This window comes from Pyramidobacter sp. C12-8 (assembly GCF_002007215.1).
In the GTDB taxonomy this organism is placed as follows: Bacteria; Synergistota; Synergistia; order Synergistales; family Dethiosulfovibrionaceae; genus Pyramidobacter.
In genome coordinates, this window is the sequence record NZ_MUHX01000009.1 from 74,699 (window position 1) to 95,582 (window position 20,884).

The window sequence follows — 20,884 nt, forward strand, 5'->3', positions numbered from 1 at the left end:
CGGTTTTTTATTCGCTTCTTTTTGATGCAGGCTCACGACCGCCTTCGCCAGACGGCGGCGGCGTTGCTGCGGGAGATCAGCTCGTCCACGGGGATGCCGGCCGGGCAGATGTCGCGGCAGGCCAGCGAGGTGCCGCAGCCGGCGTAATAATGTTTGACATATCGTTTCGCCGCTTCGGCGCGGTGGGGTTCGTCGCTCTCCTGATTGAACATGCGGTAGGCGCCGACGGCCGCCAGCGCGCCGGCGAAGCCGCCTCCGGCGGAAAAGTTCGGGCAGATCTCGAGGCAGCAGCCGCACATCAGGCAGCGGGCCGACTGGAAGCGCAGTTCGTGGGTCTTTTCGCGCGTCACGGCTTTGCCGGAGAGCCACAGATGGATTTTTTTCAGCTGTTCGAAGATGACGCCGCGGTCGACGACAAGATCGGCGACGAGCGGGAACTTGCTCAGCGGCTCGAGCGTGACCGTCCGTCCCAGAGGGCCGAGAAAGGCTTTGCAGGCCAGCATCGGCAGTCCGTTGACGCGCATGGCGCAGGCGCCGCACTTGCCGCAGGCGCAGCCGCATTCCCAGCGGACGGGCGGCGCTTCGCGGCCTTCCAGGTCGGTCAGCGGCGTGCGCGCGTTCAGCTCGCGCAGCGCGGCGGCGACGGACTCGGACTCGTCGCCTTCGTAGGCGAATTCCTGCCAGAAAACGTGCGCGCCGGGGCCGGCGGCGCGTCTGACGCGGATGACGAAGTTCATGGCCGCTCGTCCCCCTTTCCGACGTCCTCGAACGTTACGGCGACGCGCGCGCCGTCGAAGCGCGCTACGCTGGCGCGGCGGAACTTTGCGTCGTCGCGCGCGGGAAAGTCGCTGCGGAAGTGCGCGCCGCGGCTTTCCTCGCGCGCCAGCGCGCTTTGCAGCAGAGAGCGGGCCAGCAGCGGCAGCGTGCCGGAAAGCTTTTCCAGCTCGCTCAGGCCGCGGGCCATGGTCTCGCCGTCGCGGATCACGCCGAGGCAGCGCTTCGTGACCGCGTGCATGGCGTTCACGTCCCGCTGCGGCGCAGGCGGCGGCGCTTCGCCGGCGCGGCAGCGCGCCGGGGCTTTCGCCTCGCCGAGGGCCGTGCGCGCCGCGATCTGCCCGCCGTAGATGGCGCCCAGCAGCGAGTTGCCGCCGAGGCGGTTGGCGCCGTGGTACAGGCAAGCGCACTCGCCGGCGGCGTACAGGTTCTCGAACCCGGCGACGCGGTGAGATGCGTCCACCTTGAGGCCGCCCATGAAGTAGTGCAGTCCCGGCTCGACGGGGATGGGGCGCTCGCGCGGGTCGAGGCGCAGGTAGGTGAGGCAGGTGTCGACCACGCCGGCCAGCTTGCAGCTCATCACGTTTTCGGGCAGTTCCGTGAGGTCGAGGAACACGGGGCCGCCGCGCCGCGCCCGCCAGATCTCGCGCGCGGTGACGTCGCGCGGCATCAGGTTGCCCAGCTCGGGGTATTTCTCTTCCATGAAGTACCGGCGCTCGCCGTCCCGTATCGTGAAAAGCCGCCCGCCCTCGCCGCGCGCGGCCTCGCTGATCAGATGTCGTTTGCCCGAAGCGGACACGGTGGTGGGGTGGTATTGGATGAACTCGCCGTCGGCGATCGGCGCGCCAAGACGGAACAGTTCGGCCGCGGCTTCGCCCGTGTTGTTCAGCGAGCCGGTGGTGTCGGAAAAAAGGCCGTGCATGCCGCCGGTCGCCATGATCACCGCGTCGGCGCGGACTTCCGACACGGAGCCGTCGAAACGGTCGCGCAGCGCCGCGCCGCCGCAGGCGATCCCGTCGCGCAGCAGCGTCACGAAATCGTGATGCGGCAGACGGACGACGAGCCCCTCGCCTTCGTAACGGCGCACGGCGTCGATCAGCGCCGTCATTATCTGCTTGCCCGTGCTGCTTTGGGCGAAGGCGGTGCGCTTTTTCTTCTGTCCGCCGAAATGGCGCTGGTCGATCTCGCCGTTTGCCCGATTGAACTGCGTCCCCATCTCCAGCAGGCGGCGCACGATGCCCGGCGCCGCCTCGGTCATGCCGCGCAGCGCCGCGGCGTCGGCCAGTTCGCAGCCGGCTTTGTACGTGTCGGCGAAGTGCTGCGCCGGGCTGTCGTTTTCGCCCTTCACGTTCAGCGCCGCGTTGATGCCGCCCTCGGCCATCACCGACTGGGCGCGCTCCGACGGCATCGACGAGACGAGCGCGGCGCGCCCCCCTTTTTCCGCGGCGGTCAGGGCGGCCGCCAGGCCCGCCAGACCCGCGCCGACGATCAGCAGCGTCTTCATCGCCACTGCCACTCCGCGTAATAAAAGATCAGCGCTCCCGCAAAAAACAGCAGCAGCAGCGAGAAAATCAACAGCAGGTCCCCCTGCCAGACGCGGTAGCGGCAGACGCCCAGCGAGACCAGCAGCGGACCGATCCCGGCCAGCACGTGCAGCGCCAGCGCCGCGGCCAGAAGGATCTGCACGAGCATTTTCAGCGTCGTGAACTCGAACAGCACGAACTGCCCCGAACGAACGCGCCCGAAGACGCCGACGTGCAGGCACAGCAGCAGGATCAGGGCCAGCCCGCTGAGGCGGATCGCCCAGAAGCGCGCGTTCTGCCGCAGATACAGCGCCCCCCGCCGCGAAGCGCGCAGCGTCGGGACCGTCAGCGCCAGACCGATGGCGCCGTGCAGCGCCGCCAGCGCCATCGCCGTCCAGGCCACGATCTTGCCCGTGCCGGCGTTGACTCCCAACAGCATGAAGCTGCCCGCCAGGCCGTGCCACGCCAGCAGCGCCAGCAGGGCCGCCGTGACCAGCGCGTTGAGCCGCCTCACAGCGCGCGCTCCATTTCCCGCGCTTTCAGCGTCAGCGCGCCCAGCCGCTCGATGTCGCTCATGAGGATGACGCGCCGCGGCGCGACGAACAGATCGTACTTGCCCGCGAGCGCCTTCGACCGCAGCATCACGGGCGAGCAGGGGCTCAGCTTCACGTTCAGGCCGGCGCGTTCCAGCCGCCGCGCCAGACGCCGCGCGTAAACGCCGAGCGCCTTTTCGTCGGTCGTGTAGGCCAGCTTCAGCTCGCCGGGGCGTCCAAAGCGCGCCGGCCGTCCCAGCGCGGCCTCGCGCAGTCCGCGCAGCAGTTCGCCGGACGCGTCCACGCGCGGATTGACCGCCAGCAGATAGAGCCCGTCCAGCTCCTTCTCGCCGGCGTGGGCGCGCCGCGCCCCCGAGGAAGCGGCCGAAAGCGCGTCGAGCCGCGAGCGGTAATAAAAGCCCGTTCCGGCGATCAGGCACAGCGTCAGCGCCGCGACGATAAAAGCGCGTTTGATCATGGTCTCACCCTTTTCGAAAATCCGTCGACGTTAGTTTCAGTGAACTTCGCCTCTATTGTACCGCAATTTTTGGGGAAAGAACATGTTCGTCCCCGTCGCGGCATAAAATCCGGCGACGAGGGATCCGTCCCGACGGGGAGAGATTTTTATCTGTCGCAACTTTCCGATCTTTCATATATAATAAATGCGGAGGGAAGGGGATGGATTCCATGGGCGAGACATACGAACAGCTGCGCATCATTCTGGACGCGGACGGAGACTTCGTCGCCGGCGGCGGGGAATTGTCGGCCGCCAGGCAGTTTATTGCCTTATGCGCGCGCGGCTCGGCGGCGGAGATCGAAACGGCGCTGCGCCGGGGCGCTCCGGCTGAGGCCCGCGACGAACGCGGCGTGACGCCGCTGGCGGCGGCGCTGAACTCCAATGCCAGCCTGGCGGCGCTGAAAGTCCTGCTCGAGCGCGGCGCGCCCTTGGAAACGAGAAACGGCGAGCACGCTACGCCCCTGATGATCGCCGCGCAGAAACGCAGCGCCGTCGTCGTCGATCTGCTCGTCGAAGCGGGAGCGAAAGTCGGCGCCCGCGACCGGCAGGGCCGCACGGCGCTGATGTACGCCGCGGCCTACAACCGCGACGCTGCCGTCGTCGACATCCTGTTGCGCTCCGGCGCGCAGATCGACCGCGGCGACCGCGGCGGCATGAGCGCGCTGATGTACGCGCTCAAGCAGGTCGTGCCGTCGCCCGCCGTGGTGCGCCTCCTGCTGCTGGCGGGCGCGGACGCCAACCTCCGCGACAAAGACGGCTGGACGCCGCTGAAGCTGGCCGTCGCCTACAACAAAACGACCGAAGCCGTCGCACTGCTCCTCGGCGCCGGCGCGCGCCCCGGCCGCGACGAAACGGAACGGGAAACGCTGACGAGGCTGCTCCATCAGAATCCGCTGATGAGCAGCGCCGACAAGACCCGGCTGAGCAGCCGCCTGTCCCGTTTCTACTGTTCCGAAGAAAAGGAGCCGTAACGCCGGTTCCCGACAGAAAGTGATAAGCGCTTCTCCGGTTCCGGATTGGGCCGACGATGAGATCATGCCCTTTGGCGGCGATCGAAAGGAGAACCGAGTCATGGGGAAAGAGATACTGAACATCCATTGCCCTCAGTGCGGGGCGCCGGCAAACTTCGACATTGTTCATCAGGTCTATGAATGCGGCTACTGCGGCGGAACGGTGAAGGTCGAGGCGGCGCTGGAGGAAAAAAAGGATTACCGGGATGCGCAGCAGAAAAAAATGAAGAAGTCCGCCGAGGCGTTTGCTTTGGAGTCCGCGTCCTGCAGCGGATGCGGCGCGACGATTGTGTTCGAGGAAAACGAGGCTCTGTCGAAATGCGCGTTCTGCGGCAGGAGCCTGGTGCGGAAAGAGTATCTGTACGACGCGGGACTGCCGGAGAGCGTCATCCCGTTCAGGCTCACGAAAGCGGAAGCGCAGCAAAGGCTGGAAGAATGGTGCGACCGGAACAGCCGCAAAAAAGAGGCCAAGCATCTGCGCCCCCTGATCCCCGAGCTGAAGGGATTCTATCTTCCCTACGAGATGGTGCGCGGCCCGGTGCATTGCCGCGTGAGCTGCAAGAGGACGGCCGAGGTCTACGGCTTCGAGGGTTTTGTGAACGATGAGTTCGTAAACGGTTCGAAACAGCTCGACAATTTACTGCTGGACGCCATGGAACCGTTCGATCTGGACGGGCTCGAAGCCTTCGATTTCGCCTATGTGGCGGGACAGCATGTAAAGATAACGGATATATCCGAGGCCGAAGCCGAAAGGCGGATGACGGAAGAGGTCTCGGAAAACTACCGGCCGCAGCTGGAAAAGATGTGGGGCACCAAGGCGATCGAGATCAATACGGAGGCAAAGTCCGCCGTCAGGCTGCCAGTGCTTTTGCCGGTCTATTATGTTTCCGGCGGGGATATCCATGCGGCCGTGAACGGACAGACGGGCAAAGTCAGCGTCCGAGCGGAGAAGAAAACGTATTACGTCACTCTGCCATGGTGGCTGAAAGCCATGGTGACGCTGCTTTTGGCTGTCGGCGCCACATTTTCCGCGATGGCGCTTTCCGGCATGGATCTCTGGGAAAGCCTGGGCATCGCGGGCATGCTCGGGATCTTTTATCTGATCGTCTATCTGTGCATGCTCGGCGATTTCGCGAATAACAGCGGGGAGATCGGGTCTTACCGAAAGATATTCACCTCGGGAGAGCGGACCTTTCGCAGGGACGGGGGGAAGCTTGTCCTTCGCGAGGAGATCCTGGAGCGCAAGGTGGCCCGGCCGGTGTTCTTGAGGAAACTGGACGGCAAGGTCCAGCCCGTCGTCTATCTTTTCAGGTCGCCGAAACGGATGATGGGGATCGCGCTGCTGAGTTTCGCGGTCATTTTTTTGCCGGCGATCGTCGCCCTCTTTCTGAATGGATTCGACTTTGCAAGGTTGTCTCTCGGCGGCTCGGCCGTGTGGTTCTGCATTATGGTTCCCGTCGTGCCGATTTACTTTGTGGTTTTCGGCATGGCAAGGCTTTATGATGCCCCGTGGATCTATACCCTTACAGAGGACGGCGGAAAGAAGCGCTACAGAAAAAAGATCGAAATCACGTGGAAAAAAGTGGTGGACGGTCTCGCGGTCGTCCTCGTTTTGCTGATAAAGCCGCCGCTCTGCCTGGCGGTCTGGTTTGGAATCGCGTCCTTTTGCACCATGTGCTATTTGACGGCTTTCGGTTTTTGATCGGCGAAACGGGGAGACGCTCAAACGACGAACGTTCGCCACGCCGTCCGCGCGAAAGCCGCGAAGCGGAGCGCGCGGACGGCTGCCTGCTCGCTCCCGGCTCCGTTTCGACGCGGCGGCTCCCGATCGGAAGAAAGCTGCAAAAATCTGTTTTTCGTCGTGACCCCGCTTGCTTTTTGATAAAAGTCTGATAAGCTGAGAACGGTTTCATGAAATATGCTTACTAAAGGAGGGGACGAAAGTGGCAAAGTTTGTGATGAAAAGCGTCGCGTCGGGCCTGAAGTTCGATCTGAAAGCGGGCAACGGCGAGGTGATCGCCACGTCCGAGGTGTACACCACCGAGGCGGCCTGCCGCAACGGCATCGAAAGCGTGGTGAAGAACGCGGCCGAAGCCGTCGTGGAAGATCAGACCGAGAAGGATTGTGCCGTCCGGAAGAACCCGAAGTTCGAGCTTTACGCCGACAAGGCTGGCGAGTTCCGCTTCCGCCTCAAGGCCCGCAACGGCCAGGTCGTCGCCGTCTCCGAAGGCTACAAAGCCAAGGCCGGCTGCCTGAACGGCATCGAAAGCGTGCGCAAGAACGCCCCGAACGCCTCCGTCGAAAAGGCGTAATTCGTTTTTTCGCATCTGCGAAAAATCCTGTCGTTATCTTTTTTCGATTCAAGTGTTCCATGTGGAACATCCCCGCCGCGCCCTTGCAAAGGGCGCGGATTTTGTTAAAATATGCCTGAAGCCTCTCGCAGGAGGCCCAGCCCCGTGCGGCGAAAAACCACGAATCCCGTCAGGTCCGGAAGGAAGCAGCGGTAAGAGGATCTTTTCGGGTGCCACGGCTCTCTGGGTCTCCTGGGGGAGGCTTTTTCGTCGTGCGGCGCACGGAAGAAAAACGACGGCTGCCACGGAGACGCGGAGAAACGGCGAAAAATAAAATTGCACGGCGGCTTCGCCGCGAAAAACGGCGTCGCGTTTTTCTCTTGCGTTTCTCCGTGACTCCGCGGTGGATTTCGTTTTCTTCCCGCTTTTGTAATTAAGCCGCGGGAACGGGGCGGTGACAGATGGCCGGGCGATGGCTATAATATCCTCGTTCGAATAAAAATGACCGAGGGTCGTTATTTTGACTTGCCGTCTTCCGACGGCGCGAAAGGAGGCGGGAAGCGTGCCGAAACTTTCGGCTGAGAACAAAGAGCTGATCACTGCGGCGGTGCGGGACAAGGCCTTTGCGTGCGCCTGCGCGATGCTGCGCGAGGCGGAGTGGCGCCGCTTCACGATGAAGGATCTGGCCGCGCGCATGGGCGTGGCCAAGGGCACCGTCTACAATTATTTTCGCGACAAGGACGCCGTGATCCTCTTCATTCGCGACTGTCTTGCCCGGCAGATCACCGACCGCATCCGGCGCGACATGGAGCGGGAGCGCGACACCCGCCGGCTGCTGCGCCGCATCGTGCTGAAATCGATCGAGGGCATGAAGGAGTTCCGCTTTCTTCACTTCGCCATCGGCGACGTGGTGATGAGGCAGGCCGGTCCGGAAGGGGCGCCCCGGGACGACGCGGCCATGGACTGTGTGCACGAGGTTCTTGCCGCCGTCATGGAGCGGGGCATGAAGGACGGTTCGGTACGCCCCGGCGATCCCGTCCTGATGGCGGCCGCGCTTCATTCGTCGCTGATGGGCGTGGAAATCGGCAGCCGCTTTCACGGCGCGCTGAACACGGATTCGCAGCAGATCCGCGAGCTGGTCGCGGACTGGCTTCTGCGCGGCATTTGTACGGAGGAAAAATGAGGATTACGGAAACATCATTGAGAAGGCCGGTAACGGTCACCGTTCTGACGCTGGCGCTGGTGTATTTCGGGCTGTTTTCCTACGCCCGCATGGGCGTGCAGCAGACCCCCGACGTCGATCTGCCCGTCGTCATGGTGACGACGACGATGACCGGCGCCACCGCCGCCGTTATGGACAACGACGTCACCGACGTGCTGGAAGAACAGATCAACACCATCTCCGGCATCGAGAGCCTGAGCTCGTCCAGTTACATGGGCGCCGCCGTCACGGTCGTGGAGTTCGACCTGGCCCGCGACATCGACGCCGCCGCGGCCGACGTGCGCGACAAAGTCAACGCCGCCCAGGCCGATCTGCCCGACGAGGCCAATCAGCCCATCATCGCCAAGTACGACATCGGCGATTCGCCGCTGGTGATGTTTTCCATCACCGGCGACGCGCCCTACAGGGACAAAGTCTATTTCGCCGACAAGGTGGCCAAGGTGCAGTTCCAGTCGGTCAACGGCGTCGGCAACGTCAGCATGCCCGGCCTGCGCGACCGCGAGATCCGCGTCTGGATCGACCCGGTGCGCCTGCGCTCGCGCGGTCTGGTCGTCAGCGACCTGTCCAGCGCCATCGCCAGCAAGCACGTCGAACTTCCCGCCGGCAGCCTCAGCATCGACCGCTTCAAGATGGACCTGCGCATCGAGGGCGAATACTCCTCGGTGGAAGAGCTCAAGAGCCTGCCCGTCACGACGCGCAACGGCGTGGTGATCCGCCTCGGCGACGTGGCCGACGTGGAGGACGGCTTCGAAGAGGAGGACAGCGAAGCTTTCGTCGACGAGCAGTCCACCATCGTTATGGGCGTCATGAAACAGCGCGGCGCCAACGAGGTGGAAGTGTGCGACGCCATCGTCGCCAAGTTCGGCGAGATGCAGGGCATGGTGCCCGAGGGCATCACGATGCAGCAGATCTACAACAAGTCCGACTTCATCCGCCGTTCCATGAACGGCGTCGGCGGCGACATCATCCAGGCCGTGATCCTTTGCTCGCTGCTGATGCTGTTTTTCCTGCAGACGTTCCGCGCCACGTTCGTGACGGTCATCTCCATGCCCGTCTGCCTGATCGGCAGCTTCTGCGTGCTGTCGTACCTGGGCATCACCGTCAACAACATGTCGATGATGGCCATCTCGCTGGCCGTCGGCATGGTCGTCGACGCTACCACCGTCGTGCTGGAGAACATCTACACGCACATGCACAAGGGGCTGCTGCCCTTCGACGCGGCCCTCAAGGGCACGAACGAGGTCGGCTTTTCCGTGCTCGGCGGCGCCCTCACCACCATCGGCGTGTTCGCCCCCATCGCCACGATGGGCGGCATCATCGGCCGCTTTTTCTACGCCTTCGGCATCACCGTCGTCGTCACCATCTCGCTGTCGCTGATCCTCTCGCTGACGCTGACGCCCTTTGCCTGCTCGCGCATTTTGCGCATCACGCCGCCCGGCCGCGCCGCGCAGTTCTGCGACGCGCTGCTGCGCTCTCTGGAACGCGGCTACCGGCGCGTGCTCACCGCGGCCGTGCATCACAAGACCGTGACGCTGGCGACCGCGCTGGGCATCTTCGCCTTCGGCGTCTTCGTGGCCGGCAAAGTCGGCTCCACCTTTTCGACCAACGACGACCAGGGCATCTTCATCATCAACTGCGAGCTGCCCTCCGGCACCGAGATCGAGGAGACCGGCCGCGTCATGCAGAGCATCGCCGACGTGGCGCGCCGCCATCCCGGCGTCATGCGCACGATCATCTCCGCCGGCTCCGGCAGCGGCGGCGAGTCGAACAAGGGCAGCATCTACGTGCAGCTGATCGCGCGCAAGTTGCGCGAGGCCCAGGACGTCGTCATGAACGATGTGCGCAACTCCGTGGCCGGCTTCCGCGACGTGACCATGAACTTCACCACCTTCGGCGGCAAGGACGTGGAAATGGTCATGTCCGGCGCCCCCACGGAAACTTTGGCGGCGCTCGCCCAGAAACTTACGGCCGAGATGAAGACCATGAGCAAACTGCGCGACGTCGAGACCGACGTGCGCCTCGACAAGCCCCAGCTCAACATCTCCATCGACCGCAACATGACCGACGCCATGAACGTCGACGTGCGTTCGCTGTCCACGGAGATCCAGGCCTACTTCGGCGGCGTCAAGGCCGGCGTGTTCAAAGAAGGCGGCTACCGCTACGACATCCGCCTCATGGCCCGCCGCGGCCAGCGCTCCAGCCTCGAAGACCTGCAGATCGTCTCGTTCAAGAACGGCGCCGGCGAGATCGTGCAGGCCCCCGGCCTGATCACCGTCAACCGGGTCATGGCCCCCAGCGTCATCAAGCGCTACGGCCGCCAGACCGCGCTGACCATCTCCGCCAACGTCACCAGCGATTACTCCATGGGCGAAGCCATGGTCTACATTCAGGAGCTCGGCAAAAAGTACATTCCCGAGGGTTCCGGCATCACCCTCCAGCCCTCCGGGCGCACCAAGAACATGCAGAAAGAGTTCGCCCGCCTGTTCACGGCGCTGCTCATCGCCATCTCGCTGATGTATGTGATCATGGCCGTGCAGTTCGAATCGTTCCTGCATCCCTTCACGGTCATGTTCTCGCTGCCGCTGATGACCCCCGGCACCTTCTGCCTGATGTAGGCGATGAACGTCAAGCTCGACGTGATGGCCTACATGGGCATCATCCTGCTCGTCGGCATCGTCGTCAACAACGGCATCATCCTCGTCGACTTCATCAACCAGAACCGCCTCAGCGGCATGGACAAAGTCAGCGCCGTCATCGACGCCGGCCCGCGCCGCCTGCGCGCCATCCTGATCACCTCGCTGTCCACGCTGATCGGCGCCATTCCCGCGGCGCTGAAGCTGAGCGAGGGCTCCGAATCGCGCCAGCCCATGTCGGTGGCGATCTTCGGCGGGCTGTTCACCTCCACGCTGCTGACGCTGCTGGTCGTGCCCGTCGTCTATCTGGTGCTGGACAACGTCAAAGAGCGCCTGGGACGCAAACTTTTCCAGAAGGCGCTGCCTTAGGCAAGAGAGGAGAAGCGAACATCATGAAAAGAATTCAGGCGGCCGCGCTGGCGCTCTCGTTTTCGCTGCTGGGGTGCCCCGCGCCGGGCGCGCCGGCGGCCAGTTCACTTGAGGCGCTGCGGAACGCCGCGCGTCCCGCGGCCGGCGACTCCGAAGCGGTCATCCTCACCATGGGGCGAGCGCTGAGCATCGCGCTGGACCGCAACTTTACCGTGCTGACGGCCGAGCAGAACGTGGAGAGCGCCAAAGGACAGAGCAGGGCGGCCGGCGCCGCGCTCAACCCGCAGCTGAACCTTCAGGGGCAGGGGAACGCCTACGACGGCATTCCGGGCTATCCCGACAACGAACTGCTTTCGCGCGTCACCGTCAGCCAGAGCCTGTATTCCGGCGGCAAAAATCAGGCGCGGGCCCGCCAGGGCAAACTCGGCGTCAAACAGGCCGAGCAGGACCTGCGCAGCGCCCGCGAGAGCGTGGCGCTGACCGTCTGGAACGCCTACTGCGAAGTGCTGTACCGCCGCGAAGTGCTGCGCAACACCGAGAACGCGCTCGACTACTACGGCAACGCCGAAAAAGAGCTGAACGAGCGCGTCGTCTACGGCCTCTCCACCAACCTCGACCTCACCCGCGTGCGCCAGCAGAAGGAAAACGCCCGGGCAAGCAACATCGCCGCCGGGAACAACCTCGAAGCGGCGCGCATCGAACTGTGCCGCCTGCTGCGCATGCGCCCCGAGACGGACCTCGCCCTCTCCGGTTCGCTCGAGGATAACCTGCCCAAACTGGAAGACGCCCGCAAGATCCCCGACGACGTCGAGGCGGCCATTCGCGAAGTGCTCGAACGCCGCGGCGATTATCAGTCGCTGCGCTACGCCGCCGCCTCGCGGAAAAACGAGATCGCCGTGGCGAAAAGCGGCCTGCTGCCCACGCTCAGCCTCAGCAGCGGCTACCGCTTCGGCTACGCGTCGAGCGGCCTCGGCGGCGTCTCCGACAAAAACCAGTGGACCGCCTCGCTCACCCTCGACGTGCCCGTCTACGACGGCGGCGGCGCCAGCGGCAATGTCCGCGCCGCCAAAGCCGGACTGAAAGCCGCCGAACACGCCCTGGGCGAAAAAGAGGACAGCATCAAGGCCGAACTTGCCGACGGATGGCTCAGCCTCCAGAACGCGCTGGAGACCCTCAGCGCCGGCCGCGCCAACGTGCAGCTGGCGAAAGAGAGCCTTGCCTACGCCGAATCGGGCTACCGCGAGGGCGTCAACACGCAGATCGACGTGCTGCAGGCCCGCAGCGAGCTGACCGACGCGCTCCAGCTGCTGGCGCAGTATCTCCGCGACAGCCGCGAGGCGCAGGCCAACCTGTGGAAAGCGCAGGGCGTCCTCATCGAGCGCGCCCTGCTTCAGGAAAATCTTCGCGACCGCGCCGCCGCTCCGGCGAAAAGCGCCGGCCTCCGCGCCGATTCCCGAAAGAAGACAAAGTGAGGTCAATGCCCATGAAATTTGCGAAACTCAAAGTCTATCTTCTGCCCGCGCTGCTTGCCGCCGCCCTCTCGCCCCTGTGCGGCCCCGCGGCCGCCGCGTGGTTCGGTTCCCGCGCCGAAGCCCGCGCCAAACAGCCCGTCGCGCCGCTGCCGCGCGTCGAGGTGGCCGTCGTCAAACGCCTCAGCAGCGTGCAGCAGGGCATCACCACCACCTCCACGCTGCAGGCCCTCGAAGAAGTGATCCTCAACCCCAAAGTCACCGGCCGCATCGACAACCTCGTCGTCGCCAAAGGCGGCCTCGTCGAGGCCGGCGACACGCTCGTCGTGCTCGACAGCCGCAACCAGGAAGCCGAGTACAACTCCATGCAGGCCCAGGTCGCCGTCAGCAAAGCCGAACTCTCCCAGTCCGCCGTCACGCTCGCCGACGCCAAGCGCGAGCTTGACCGCTACGGCCGCCTGCGCAAGTCGGGCTACGCCACCCAGCAGGAGTACGACGCGCGCAGCACCACCTATCAGGCCGCCGTGGCCGCCAACGCCAAAGCCGCCGCGCAGGTCAAGCAGGCCCAGGCCAATCTGGACGCCCAGGCCGTGCTGCTCAGCGAGTACCAGCTCAAAGCGCCGATCAAGGGCGTCATCCTCGACGATTACGACCTTACCCTCGGCGCCCTCGTCAAAGACGCCACCAACGTGCTGCGCATCGGCCGCGTCGACCGCCTCAAGGCCCGCGTCGACATCCCCGAGCGCGACATGGGCCGCCTGCGCCTCGGCATGGACGCCGTGCTCACCTTCGAGAGCCTGAGCGGGCAGACCTTTTACGGCACCGTGACGCTGATCGACCCCTACATCAACACCTCCACCCGCACCATCGGCGCCGAGATCACCGTCGACAACCAGGCCACCGGCTTCAAGCTGCGCCCCGGCATGTTCGCCCGCGTGCTGCTGGTCGAGACCAGCGAGGAGAATCCCCTCGTCATCCCCAGCGAAGCGCTGCGCGCCGACGGTTCCGTCATGGTCATCCGCGACGGCAGGGCCGCGATCCAGAAAGTCGTCACCGGCGCCGCCACCGGCGGCATGGTCACCGTCTCCGGCGGCCTGCAGATCGGCGAAGACGTCGTCGTCTCCGGCGGCAACAACGTTGCCGAAGGCACCGAAGTCGAGTTCGTCATCACCGCCGAGTAGGCCGAAACGACTTCCGCCGCGAAGCGGCGGCGAATGGGAAAACAAGAACCGCCGCCAAAGCGCCGGGAAAAACGAAACGATCCGGCCGCTTCGCGGCGCAGAAAACGAGGGCGGACGACTGGAATCGATCCAGTCGTCCGCCCTCGTTTTCGTGTTTTATGTTTGCCCGAGGCGGGGTGTCTGATACTATTTCTTAATTAAAAGGCCGAACACAAGGGGGCTGCGGGGGAGATTCACAAAGCGAGCTGCGCAGACCGCGTAGCGGTCGAGGGAGTCCCGAGCGACTGAACTCCCCCGCGGCCCCCGGAAAACTATGTTAATACTTTCTATCAAGAATTAGTCTGAAAACGGCGTCTATCTGTCGAAAAGATCGGCGTGCGAACCCGTTCGGACGAGGCCGAGGACGTCGCCGCGGATTTCGTAGATCAGAATCCAGTCCGGTTCAATGTGAAGATCGCGGCATCCTTTCCACTCGCCGGTCAGTCCGTGATCCCGAGAGCGCGGGGGAAGTTCCTCCTCCGCCGCGAGGATGAGGACGGCTTCTCGCAGCTTGCCCATGTCGGCGCCGCGCTTTTCCATGCGCTTTCGGTCTTTGCGGAACTGGGCGGTGAATTCGACGTGCAGCATCTCAGATGCCCAGGTCCCGGAGCGCTTCTTCCGCGGTGTCGAACCGTTTCGTCTTGCCGGCGCGGAGGTCGCGGATCGCCTGCCGCGTGCGGGCGTTGGGCGTCAGGGGCGCGGCGAGGGGGAACGGGATCCCGCGTTCGGCGACGACGCGCTTGAGGTAGACGTTGATGAGAGTGGACAGATTCATGCCCAGCTCTTCGGCGATACCGGCCGCGTCGGCCTTCAGTTTGGGATCGACTTTGATCTGAATCGAGCTGTCTTTGGTGGCTGTAGCCATGATCATCACCCCTTTATGATGATATTATAGTGATTTTAGCAATATGATGTCAATATTGAGAAACGTTGGGCAGCGGCGGAACGGCGGAAACAAAAAACACTGTAACGATGCGGGGATGCGGAGAGAAGCTCATAAGACAGGGCCGCTTCGCGGCGCAAAGAACGAGGGGGGACGACTGGAATTGATCCGGTCGTCCCCCCTCGTTTTCGTTTTTTGAGGATTCATGTTTTTCTCCGCGTCTTTGCGCCGCGGCGGCTTCTGCTGTGTCGTGCGAGTTTTGTTTAAAGCTTGTTATCCAGCCAACATTTATATATCTGCCTGAATTATAGGCATTTGAGTCGATATTGTCTATTGCCCGCAAAGACATCTTTCGTAAAATGGCAAAGTAAAGTATGCGTGAGAAGTGTGGAACGAAGGCAAGAGAGGTGGCGCGCATGGCCAAGGTACGGCAGACCACGTGTGAAGAGCGGCTGGAGATCGTCAACTACTACCTCGACAACGGCGCCGACTGCCTCAAAGTGATCCGCAAGTACGGCGTCAGCTACGGCCAGATTTATTCCTGGATCAACAAATACCGCCAGTACGGCGCGGCCGGCCTGCAGGATCGGCGCGGCACCGGACGCAGCCTCGGCGAAGCCGACGAGCTGGGCGAGACGGAAAAGCTGCGGGTCGAGAACCGCCTGCTCCGGGCCAGCATCAAAAACCTCAAGGAAGAGCGCCACGTCCTCAAGAAACACCTCTCTTACCTCGAGCGGCGCATCGCCGGAAGCGAAGAACACTCCGCATGACCGAAAGCGTGTGGCGGACCTCCCGCGGGGAGGCTCGTGCAATATAAAACAACATTTCACGGCCGCATCAGGCGTGAAACGGGACGGAACGAAAGCGCGACGGGCGAGGAAACGTGGAAACTCCCCACAAACGCGGTTCGCGACGATCCGTTTTCCGCCCCGAACGGCCGGGAAACGGCGCCATGAGGCGTCACACATCATTGTTCCGTGTTTGAGGAGGAGTTTTGAGAATGAGTATGAAGAAAATGCTCGCCGTAGTAGCCGCCGCGTCGCTGGTGGCCGTAGCCGCGCCCGCGTTCGCCGCGAACCCGTTCAGCGACGTGCCGATGAACCACTGGGCGTACGACGCCGTGGAGCAGCTGAGCGCGAAGGGCATCCTGGAAGGTTATCCGAACGGGACGTTCAAGGGCAACCGCGCCATGACGCGCTACGAGATCGCGACGATGGTGGCGCGCATGATGGCCGCGGGCGGCCTGAGCGGCGAAGACCTGGAGAAGCTGAAGGCGCTGGTGGTGGAGTTCCAGCCCGAGCTGGAAGCCTTGGGCGTGAAAGTGGACGGTTTCGACAGCCGCCTGAGCGCGCTTGAGAAGGGCCTCGGCGGATGGAAGATCACCGGCCAGATGCGCTTCGACTACAACGCGTGGGACAACGACGGTGCTGCGACCGGCGCCGGCGCCGACGGCTTCACGATGAACCGTGCCCGTCTGTTCCTGCACCGCGACCTGAGCGACGGCGTCAGCTTCGACGCTCGTTGGCACAGGGGTAACTTCGACCGCTGGTGGGTCACCGCCAAGGACTTCATGGGCCTGGAAGGCTTGACGATGCGCGGCGGTCAGTTCTACCTTGACTGGGAAGACGAAGACGGACTGTACGACGACAACGACGCGTTCAACATGGACGCCAACTATCGCGGCTTCGACCTGAAGTACAACCGCGGCATGTTCACCGTCGAGGGCTTCGCGGCCTCCAACCAGGGCGGCAACATCTACGCTGACAACGCCAGCGACGAGTACTACGGCGCCCGCCTGAAGTTCGACTTCAGCGAGAAGTTCTGGCTGAGCCTGAACGGCCTGTGGTACAACGTGGGCGACACGAACTACAAGACCTACTGGGCCGGCCTCGGCTTCAGCTTCATGGACGGCCTCGAGCTGAAGGGCGCCTACTACATGGAAGACATCGACGGCGCGGCCATCGACGATCCCAAGGCCTTCAAGGTCATCCTCGACGTCGACCAGGACGTGCTGAAGTTCACCAGCCTGTGGGTCGAGTACGCCAAGCTCGACCAGGGCTTCTACATCGACAGAAGCCCCTGGTCCTTCAGCGATGTCCTGTGGCCGGGCGACATCTCTGCGGGCGTCACCCTGCCGGACGACGTGGACGTCCTCTTTGTCAAGGCGAAGCAGAAGTGGAACGACAAGTGGAGCACGATCGAGCGCTATGTCAAGTACGACATTGACACTTTCTGGGATGCCAAGGAGTGGTCTGTGGCCATTGGTTACCAGTACAGCCCCAACCTCTACTTCGAGCTGGCCTACGCCGATATGGACGGCAGCTTCTTCGATCCCAACTACGACAACAACCAGATCCGCTTCCGCACGCTGCTGAACTTCTAAGCGAATCTCTGCATACGCAAAAAGCGGGGCTGCTTCGGCAGCCCCGCTTTTTCGCATCTTCGCGCGCCGTGAAAAGTCCGTGACGCAGCGCGCGTTTTGAGGTATGATCGATCATATTGGTGACGCCGCGGCGGAGCCGCGCCTTCCGTCCCTCGACGGCGGCGAAGTTCCGCGGGGAGCGTCGGAAAGGCGGCCGCCATGGATTTTACGAAGAAAGAAATACAGAGCGCGTTCTGGCAGCTTCTGGAAGAGCGCCCGTTCGGCAAGATCACGGTGAAAGCGGTCGTCGCGCGCTGCGGCGTGAACCGCAACACGTTTTACTATCACTTTCAGGATCTTCGCGATCTGCTCCGCACGTCCGTGCTCGGCTGGCTCGACGAGCTGTTCGCCGACGGAGCGGGCGCGGCGGCGGTCGTCGCCGCGCTGTCGCGGCGCCGGGCGGCCGTCATGCACGTCTACAGGTCGCTGCCGCGCGAGACGTTCATCGAGGAATTGGGCGTCTGGGTGCGCTACGCCGTGGCCCGCTGCGTCGGCGCCGGGGAAGGCGGGCTTTTCGCGGAGAAGGAGAACCGGGAACTGCTGCTTTCCGTGTGCCGCTTCGCGCTGGCGGGGTTCCTGCTGGATTGGCTGGAAGGGGACATGAGCTCCGATTTGGGGAAAAGTCTGTCGCGCTGTGCGGAACTGCTGAAAAATTTCTCCCTCCCTCCCTCCCTCCCTCCCTCCCTCCCTCCTGATTCGAAAGCGCGTCGCCTGTGACTGCGGCGTCGGGATCGCGTGCGGGGCGGTGGAATTTCCCGGCAAGACGGAGAAGCTCTTTTTCTCCCTCTTGCTTTTTTTGTCCTTTGTGGTATCATCCAACTGTCGGTTAATGCTTTATCATGATAAACTATTAACGGAGGAGCGATGCCTATGGAGACCATGAAAGTTGACGTGCCGGCGGAAGTGAAGGAGCGTTTCGACGCCATGCTGGCCCGGTTTTCCCGCGAGAACAACGTGACGCTGGTCGTCCGCCCCGACCTCCCCGCCGAAGAGCAGCCGCGCCACTGATATTGGTATTCAACGCCAAAGGCCCGGCGGTCGCGCGACCGTCGGGCCTTTGGCGTTGAATGTCAGGATCGGACGAAGTGCACGTTCTCGCCCGCTCCGGCGCACCCGGACCTGAACTGGGGTATGTTTTTGCACATTTTTCAGGCGCGTGATATAATTAATTTACCTTAGAGGTAAATTGCAGGTGGTGAAGAGACTGCTTACGACGTTCAAAAGCAAGAGGCTCGAAAGGGTTTGCACTTCGGACAAGGCGGCCATACGGGCTTACGGGGTGGAAATGGCAGGGAAGCTCGTCCAGAGATTGAACGAGATTCACGCGGCGGACTCGGTGGATTTTCTTTTGGCGCACCGGATCGGACGCTGCCATGAACTGCATGGAAATCTGGAAGGGACTCTGGCGATGGATCTGGTTCAGCCGCATCGTCTGCTCTTTACCCGGGATGGTCGTATTCAAGGGATAGAAGCCGTGAAAATCACGAAAATCGAGAATGATTATCACTGACGGAAAATGAGAAACGGCGTCAAGGGAAGCAAAGGAGGGATTGAAATGGCGCACAGCAGGAGTTTTATCGCGGTCCCCCCCGGCGCGACGATACGCGAGCAACTGGAGGAGCGCGGGCTCACGCAGAAAGAGTTTGCGGTGCGTATGGGAATCAGCGAAAAGCATATCAGCCGTCTGATTCACGGCGACGTGGAGCTGAGTCAGGACATGGCGCTGAGGTTGGAGTCAGTTCTCGGCATCCCCGCCAAATTCTGGAACAATCTCGAGGCGATCTATCGGGAAAAGCTTGCCCGCGTAAAAGGAGAGCTCGAGATGGACGAGGAAGTCGAAATCGCGAAGAAGTTTCCGTACTCGAAAATGGCGGCCAGAGGTTGGGTAAAAAACACGAGGAACGCGAAGGAGAAGGTTTTTGCGCTCAGGTCGTTCTTCGAGACGGCGCGCCTGACGTTCCTGGGGAAGTTCCAAATCCCGGGAATCGCGTATCGTCAGCTGGGCGAGAACGATCGCAACGATTACGCTCTGGCCGCCTGGTCGCAGAAAGTGCGTCTCGAAGCGCGGAAGGTCGAAGCGGGCGAAATCGACATCAAAAAATTGACGGCGCTCCTTCCTCGAATTCGGGCGCTCTCAAAGGGATTCTCGGCCGACTCTTATAAAAAGCTCAGGGATTGTTTGGCTGAATGCGGCGTCGCTCTCGTATATCTGCCGCATTTTGAAGGGACGTTCCTGAACGGGGCTTCTTTCATCGACGGGAAAAAGATCGTCGTCGGCGTGACCACGCGCGGAAAGTTTGCGGATATCTTTTGGTTCAACCTGTTTCACGAGCTGGGCCATGTGATCGCGGGAGATATTTTCGGAACGCACGATGCGGCGGAAAGGGAAGAGATGGAACGGGCCGCCGATACGTTTGCCCAAGATGCTCTCATTCCGGCCGGCGGGTATGAGCGCTTTACCGAGGCCGCCCGCTTTGACCGCGAGAGCGTATGCGCTTTCGCCGAAAAGGTGGGGATCGCTCCGGGCATCGTGGTTGGGCGGCTTCAAAAGGAAGGCCGGCTGCGTTATGACTGTTTGGGCGCGTTGAAAGCGAAGTATGAGATTCCCTGTGATTGAAATCGCGGAAGAGGGTCTTCGAGGAGGTCGAAGCAAGATGCTTTCGTGGGAGTTTGCTTTGCGCCGAGGGAAGGCGAGAGTCCGAGGGCGGGGCATAATACGAAAAGGTCCGACCGGTCGCATGACCGGTCGGGCCTTTTTCATCGAAAACCACGATCAGACGAAGTGCACGTTCTCGCCCGCTTCGGCGCGCCCGGATCTGAACTGGGCCATGGGCTGGTCTTTGGCGGGGAAGCCGAGCGCCACGGTGATCATGACGCGGCGCTCGGCGGGCAGGCGCAGGAACTCGCGGATGGCCGGCTCGACGATCAGCGTGTAGGCGATGATGCAGCTGGCAAGGCCGTGGCCGGCGGCGGACAAGCACAGGGTCTGCGTGAACATGCCGATGTCGAGGAGATGCAGGGGGCTGGGCTCGCCGTCCATGCAGACGATGGCGGCGGCCGGCGCGTCGAAGAAGCGCAGGCAGCGGCCGATGAAGCTTTTCGGCTCCCAGCCCTGGCGCTCGAGAACGGGCGCCAGGGCGCCGCTCAGTTCGCGGGCGCGGGCCTGCCACGCGGGCATTTCCCGCCCGGCGTGCATGGGCACGCCCCGGCCCTGACGAAAGGCTTCGTCCATCTTCGCGCGCAGGGCGTCGAGGCGTTCTCCGGCGACGACGTAGACTTCCCACGGCTGGGCGTTTTTGGCCGAGGGCGAGAACGTGGCGTATTTCAGCACCGACGCGAGCAGCTCCGGCCCCGGCGGCGTGTTTTCGAAGGCGCGGCAGGACCGGCGCGCGGCGATGCCGGCTAGCAGTTCTGTAGATTTTTCATCGTTCATTTCGTGATTCCTTCCCGGAAAATTAATGATTCCGTCAGAATAGAGTTGTTCAAGCTACTATCTAAGAGAGGAAAGGTGATTTTAATGGCACACAAGAATCATGATATGGCACATACAAAGTGGATGTGTAAATACCACATTGTGTTTACTCCTAAGTATAGACGAAAAATGATTTATAATCAATATAAAGAAAGCATACGAGATATATTAAAAACGTTATTGAAATTCTTCAAGGTAAATGCAACGCAACATCCGGTACCCCGTTGCATTAAATCTGAATTAAAAGAAGCTTGCATTTAGTCTGAATTGATGAAAGACCTTTCTTACGAGACAACAGATCTCGGAAAGGAGTTCATCATCATGAACAAACATTTGACTCTGGCTGAAAGAAAAGCCATTGAAAGCGCCCTCAACCGGCGAGAATCTCTCAGAAGTATTGCCTCAACAGTTCTGAAGTCGCCGAGTACGATCTCCAGAGAGATCAGAAAACATGCAGAGACTGTCTTCAAAGGCTGTTATGGCCGGACAGCAAACTGCTGCCTTCACCGGTATGACTGCTCCGTTACTTCCCTTTGTAACACCTCT

20 protein-coding genes, 1 other RNA gene and 2 pseudogenes are annotated in these 20,884 nt (G+C 62.3%); 16 read left to right on the plus strand and 7 right to left on the minus strand.

Annotated elements, in window-relative coordinates:
• Nucleotides 1-32: 32 nt before the first annotated feature.
• From B0D78_RS05205 to B0D78_RS05220, 4 genes are read right to left on the minus strand one after another with little or no spacing between them, the layout of a single operon-like run.
• Nucleotides 33-737, minus strand: coding sequence for a 2Fe-2S iron-sulfur cluster-binding protein (locus tag B0D78_RS05205; RefSeq protein WP_078015925.1), 705 nt, complete (start codon nucleotides 735-737; stop codon nucleotides 33-35).
• A complete protein-coding gene (locus B0D78_RS05210) occupies nucleotides 734-2,278 on the minus strand; it encodes an FAD-binding protein (protein WP_078015926.1) in 1,545 nt (514 codons plus the stop codon). The genes B0D78_RS05205 and B0D78_RS05210 overlap by 4 nt, the downstream gene beginning before the upstream one ends.
• The gene (locus B0D78_RS05215) at nucleotides 2,275-2,811 is read right to left on the minus strand and encodes a pilus assembly protein PilX (RefSeq protein WP_078015927.1); all 537 of its coding nucleotides are present in this window, start codon (nucleotides 2,809-2,811) and stop codon (nucleotides 2,275-2,277) included. The genes B0D78_RS05210 and B0D78_RS05215 overlap by 4 nt, the downstream gene beginning before the upstream one ends.
• On the minus strand, nucleotides 2,808-3,308 hold the full coding sequence (locus tag B0D78_RS05220) for a DUF6921 family protein (protein ID WP_078015928.1): 501 nt from the start codon (nucleotides 3,306-3,308) through the stop codon (nucleotides 2,808-2,810). Before B0D78_RS05220 ends, B0D78_RS05215 begins: the two co-directional genes overlap by 4 nt.
• 209 nt (nucleotides 3,309-3,517) lie before the next feature.
• Here B0D78_RS05220 and B0D78_RS05225 point away from each other — a divergent pair, with 209 nt between their 5' ends.
• The 8 genes and pseudogenes from B0D78_RS05225 (at nucleotide 3,518) to B0D78_RS05260 (ending at nucleotide 13,522) form a co-directional block, all read left to right on the plus strand.
• Nucleotides 3,518-4,318 carry an ankyrin repeat domain-containing protein gene (locus B0D78_RS05225; RefSeq protein WP_168170014.1) on the plus strand — a complete coding sequence of 267 codons (801 nt, stop codon included), beginning with the start codon at nucleotides 3,518-3,520 and terminating at the stop codon, nucleotides 4,316-4,318.
• A 100-nt stretch (nucleotides 4,319-4,418) separates the two neighbouring features.
• Nucleotides 4,419-6,059, plus strand: coding sequence for a hypothetical protein (locus tag B0D78_RS05230; RefSeq protein ID WP_078015930.1), 1,641 nt, complete (start codon nucleotides 4,419-4,421; stop codon nucleotides 6,057-6,059).
• A gap of 241 nt (nucleotides 6,060-6,300) precedes the next feature.
• Nucleotides 6,301-6,669, plus strand: a complete 369-nt coding sequence (locus B0D78_RS05235) for a YegP family protein (protein ID WP_078015931.1) — start codon at nucleotides 6,301-6,303, stop codon at nucleotides 6,667-6,669.
• 133 nt (nucleotides 6,670-6,802) lie between these two features.
• An RNA gene (gene ffs / locus B0D78_RS05240) (signal recognition particle sRNA small type) lies at nucleotides 6,803-6,901 on the plus strand.
• Between the two features lie 309 nt (nucleotides 6,902-7,210).
• On the plus strand, nucleotides 7,211-7,831 hold the full coding sequence (locus B0D78_RS05245) for a TetR/AcrR family transcriptional regulator (RefSeq protein ID WP_078015932.1): 621 nt from the start codon (nucleotides 7,211-7,213) through the stop codon (nucleotides 7,829-7,831).
• Between the two features lie 59 nt (nucleotides 7,832-7,890).
• Nucleotides 7,891-10,872: pseudogene (locus B0D78_RS05250) on the plus strand (efflux RND transporter permease subunit).
• Nucleotides 10,873-10,895: 23 nt separating this feature from the next.
• Nucleotides 10,896-12,344 (plus strand): TolC family protein, encoded by a 1,449-nt coding sequence (locus B0D78_RS05255; RefSeq protein WP_078015933.1) that lies wholly within the window; start codon nucleotides 10,896-10,898, stop codon nucleotides 12,342-12,344.
• 11 nt (nucleotides 12,345-12,355) lie between these two features.
• Entirely contained in the window at nucleotides 12,356-13,522 is a 1,167-nt protein-coding gene (locus B0D78_RS05260; protein ID WP_168170015.1) for an efflux RND transporter periplasmic adaptor subunit, read from the plus strand.
• 354 nt (nucleotides 13,523-13,876) lie between these two features.
• Here B0D78_RS05260 and B0D78_RS05265 read toward each other — a convergent pair whose 3' ends face one another.
• Both B0D78_RS05265 and B0D78_RS05270 read right to left on the minus strand, forming a co-directional pair.
• On the minus strand, nucleotides 13,877-14,149 hold the full coding sequence (locus tag B0D78_RS05265; protein WP_078015935.1) for a type II toxin-antitoxin system YafQ family toxin: 273 nt from the start codon (nucleotides 14,147-14,149) through the stop codon (nucleotides 13,877-13,879).
• A 1-nt stretch (nucleotide 14,150) separates the two neighbouring features.
• Complete coding sequence (locus B0D78_RS05270; protein ID WP_168170016.1) at nucleotides 14,151-14,426, minus strand: type II toxin-antitoxin system RelB/DinJ family antitoxin; 276 nt, start codon at nucleotides 14,424-14,426, stop codon at nucleotides 14,151-14,153.
• Between the two features lie 434 nt (nucleotides 14,427-14,860).
• Here B0D78_RS05270 and B0D78_RS05275 point away from each other — a divergent pair, with 434 nt between their 5' ends.
• The 6 genes from B0D78_RS05275 to B0D78_RS05295 all read left to right on the plus strand — a co-directional run bounded on the left by B0D78_RS05275 (nucleotide 14,861) and on the right by B0D78_RS05295 (nucleotide 19,483).
• Nucleotides 14,861-15,214, plus strand: coding sequence for a helix-turn-helix domain-containing protein (locus B0D78_RS05275; RefSeq protein WP_158606205.1), 354 nt, complete (start codon nucleotides 14,861-14,863; stop codon nucleotides 15,212-15,214).
• Nucleotides 15,215-15,444: 230 nt separating this feature from the next.
• The gene (locus B0D78_RS05280) at nucleotides 15,445-16,827 is read left to right on the plus strand and encodes an S-layer homology domain-containing protein (protein WP_078015938.1); all 1,383 of its coding nucleotides are present in this window, start codon (nucleotides 15,445-15,447) and stop codon (nucleotides 16,825-16,827) included.
• A gap of 198 nt (nucleotides 16,828-17,025) precedes the next feature.
• Nucleotides 17,026-17,583, plus strand: a complete 558-nt coding sequence (locus tag B0D78_RS05285; protein ID WP_078015939.1) for a TetR family transcriptional regulator — start codon at nucleotides 17,026-17,028, stop codon at nucleotides 17,581-17,583.
• Between the two features lie 153 nt (nucleotides 17,584-17,736).
• Nucleotides 17,737-17,874, plus strand: a complete 138-nt coding sequence (locus tag B0D78_RS12790) for a hypothetical protein (RefSeq protein WP_154528004.1) — start codon at nucleotides 17,737-17,739, stop codon at nucleotides 17,872-17,874.
• Nucleotides 17,875-18,145: 271 nt separating this feature from the next.
• Entirely contained in the window at nucleotides 18,146-18,376 is a 231-nt protein-coding gene (locus B0D78_RS05290) for a hypothetical protein (protein WP_205948265.1), read from the plus strand.
• Between the two features lie 45 nt (nucleotides 18,377-18,421).
• The gene (locus tag B0D78_RS05295; RefSeq protein ID WP_078015941.1) at nucleotides 18,422-19,483 is read left to right on the plus strand and encodes a HigA family addiction module antitoxin; all 1,062 of its coding nucleotides are present in this window, start codon (nucleotides 18,422-18,424) and stop codon (nucleotides 19,481-19,483) included.
• A 156-nt stretch (nucleotides 19,484-19,639) separates the two neighbouring features.
• Here B0D78_RS05295 and B0D78_RS05300 read toward each other — a convergent pair whose 3' ends face one another.
• Complete coding sequence (locus tag B0D78_RS05300; protein WP_078015942.1) at nucleotides 19,640-20,299, minus strand: nitroreductase; 660 nt, start codon at nucleotides 20,297-20,299, stop codon at nucleotides 19,640-19,642.
• An 84-nt stretch (nucleotides 20,300-20,383) separates the two neighbouring features.
• Here B0D78_RS05300 and B0D78_RS13595 point away from each other — a divergent pair.
• Nucleotides 20,384-20,507: pseudogene (locus B0D78_RS13595) on the plus strand (transposase); the annotation flags it as partial.
• 101 nt (nucleotides 20,508-20,608) lie between these two features.
• A partial coding sequence (locus tag B0D78_RS05310; RefSeq protein ID WP_143521727.1) for a helix-turn-helix domain-containing protein occupies nucleotides 20,609-20,884 on the plus strand: 276 nt, incomplete at its 3' end.